This is a genomic window from Bacillus sp. JJ1764, assembly GCF_036962145.1.
Lineage (GTDB): Bacteria > Bacillota > Bacilli > Bacillales > Cytobacillaceae > Neobacillus.
Genome location: NZ_JBALNY010000019.1, coordinates 1 through 1,943 on the forward strand (window position 1 = coordinate 1; position 1,943 = coordinate 1,943).

At 31.4% G+C, this 1,943-nt stretch carries 3 protein-coding genes; 1 reads left to right on the forward strand and 2 read right to left on the reverse strand.

Annotated elements, in window-relative coordinates; genetic code table 11:
• Positions 1–169: 169 nt before the first annotated feature.
• Both V7083_RS03160 and V7083_RS03165 read right to left on the reverse strand, forming a co-directional pair.
• Positions 170–517, reverse strand: a complete 348-nt coding sequence (locus tag V7083_RS03160) for a hypothetical protein (RefSeq protein WP_335475284.1) — start codon at positions 515–517, stop codon at positions 170–172.
• Between the two features lie 339 nt (positions 518–856).
• Positions 857–1,189 carry a hypothetical protein gene (locus V7083_RS03165; protein WP_335475286.1) on the reverse strand — a complete coding sequence of 111 codons (333 nt, stop codon included), beginning with the start codon at positions 1,187–1,189 and terminating at the stop codon, positions 857–859.
• A gap of 402 nt (positions 1,190–1,591) precedes the next feature.
• Here V7083_RS03165 and V7083_RS03170 point away from each other — a divergent pair, with 402 nt between their 5' ends.
• Positions 1,592–1,870 (forward strand): hydrolase, encoded by a 279-nt coding sequence (locus V7083_RS03170; protein ID WP_335475288.1) that lies wholly within the window; start codon positions 1,592–1,594, stop codon positions 1,868–1,870.
• Positions 1,871–1,943: the final 73 nt, after the last annotated feature.

Sequence of the window (1,943 nt, forward strand, 5' to 3'; positions counted from 1 at the left end):
TCATAAACATTAGATGCCTTATTTGAGAATAATTGATCTTTTAACATATTGCCCTCACCTTTACTTTCACCTTATCATATTAAATTATATTATCTTGATTTTGCTTCTTTTTACTTCATTTTACCATCATCATTATTCCACACTTCACAAACTTGGGATTAAAAAGTGGTTAATATATTTCCTTTAACCATCCCTCGAACCATTCAATGGGAAGTTTTACTTTAGATAAGTCCTTCTGTTGTAGTTCTTTAATCGAGAACGTGTTAGCTAAATATAAATCCCACTGTGCCGAAATATCCTCTAATATGACGTATGGCTTTTCATCACCCAGTCCATCCTCATTCATAAAATTCATATAATGTTTATCACACCAATTACAAATCTGTTGATGAGTATATTGATTTGTTTTATTTACCACACTCTTTAACAAACCAACAAGGTTTTCCTTACTAAACGACCAATCAATTTCAATTAAATTTGTTTCAGACCAGCTACCTACATATCGGTTTCTTCCCACCAGTTACACCTCGGTCTAAAATATGATTTATATTTAATTCAACTTATGTGAATGGATTCCTTCTTCAAGTAAACTGTCCCGTTAGTCTAATAAGGTATTTAAAAAGGCCGAAATCCCCTGGATCAATGCCCCCGTTTGGTAAGTGTAGTTCTTCACAATCTTTCATATTATGTAGCTTTTTTTTTATTACTCACTTTGATTTACCCTTTTTTATTTCCACCAACTAAATATTTCTCTTAAAACAATTTTATCATCAATACTTAACAACCCGTATTTGCCAGTTTGTTCATCGAAAATAAAGATATTTTCTTGATTGCTCCACAAGTCAAACATTCCAAGTCATTCTTTTTTACCTTCCTTTTCAAACCAAAAAGAATAAACACCACTATCTGGTCTGGAAAATACTTTATCTGACCATTTGATCCTATTGACCATATTTCTTAGGTTTTTAACTGTCTTTTCTTTTTTAATTACTTTAATATCATTTAGTTCTGTAGCAGTATATCTGATGTACTCCTGAATATTTCCTGAAGCTTTATTTTGTAAACTACAACCAATTAAAGAAAAGCAAACACTAATTAAGATGGAAAATGAAATATTTTTAAGCATATTTACCTCTTTCGTATTTTGAAATGAATTAGATTGAGGAACTTCCTCATTATATTCCCTCATAAATCTTTGACCTCCAAAAGTAACTTCATAGTTACTTCCACATAAATGCAATAATTCTTTTTTTTAACTAAGCCGTTCGATCAAGACGAAAAGAGGCAGTCAAATTAAGTTTGGGGAATAATTACAACTTTCCTCTTTTGAAGATTGTACCATTAATTGTCTGCAATATTCGGTGTCCTTTTATTGAACTAACCTGCCCCGTTTGTTCAATAACAAGTTCAACAAAAAAGGCGTTAATCCTACCTGGAACAACGCCCCCATTAGCTTAAGTGCATTTCTTCACAATATCTTCGAAATACGCTGTACAATGAATTATTTTTATATAAATCCATCCTTGTCCATTACTTTACAATTCTTAATTACATAAAATGTAGCATTCTCTTATAAAGGTGGTAATACATTATGGGTTTAAGAAAACAAGAGTGTAAAGATTGTAAAAGTAAAAGAAAACGAAAATCAAATCGTTGCAGAGGATGCGCATGTGACCAGCTTAGAAAATTACAAACCCTTACAGAAGTAGATGTTTTTCTATCTGGAGGAACTGTACTTGAAGATGTAATTTTTGTAACCTTTGATCCAAATAATTGCTGTGCTTTCTTTAATGATAACGAGACAGAACCAGGATCAGTTCTTATCGTTGATTGTCAGTTTATCCAAGCTATTAGAATCGAAGCTGATTAACAATATAGAGTGGGATTCTAAGATGTTTTAGAATCCTTTTTCTATTTACTTATGTCACAGTTTGAGTCAAATA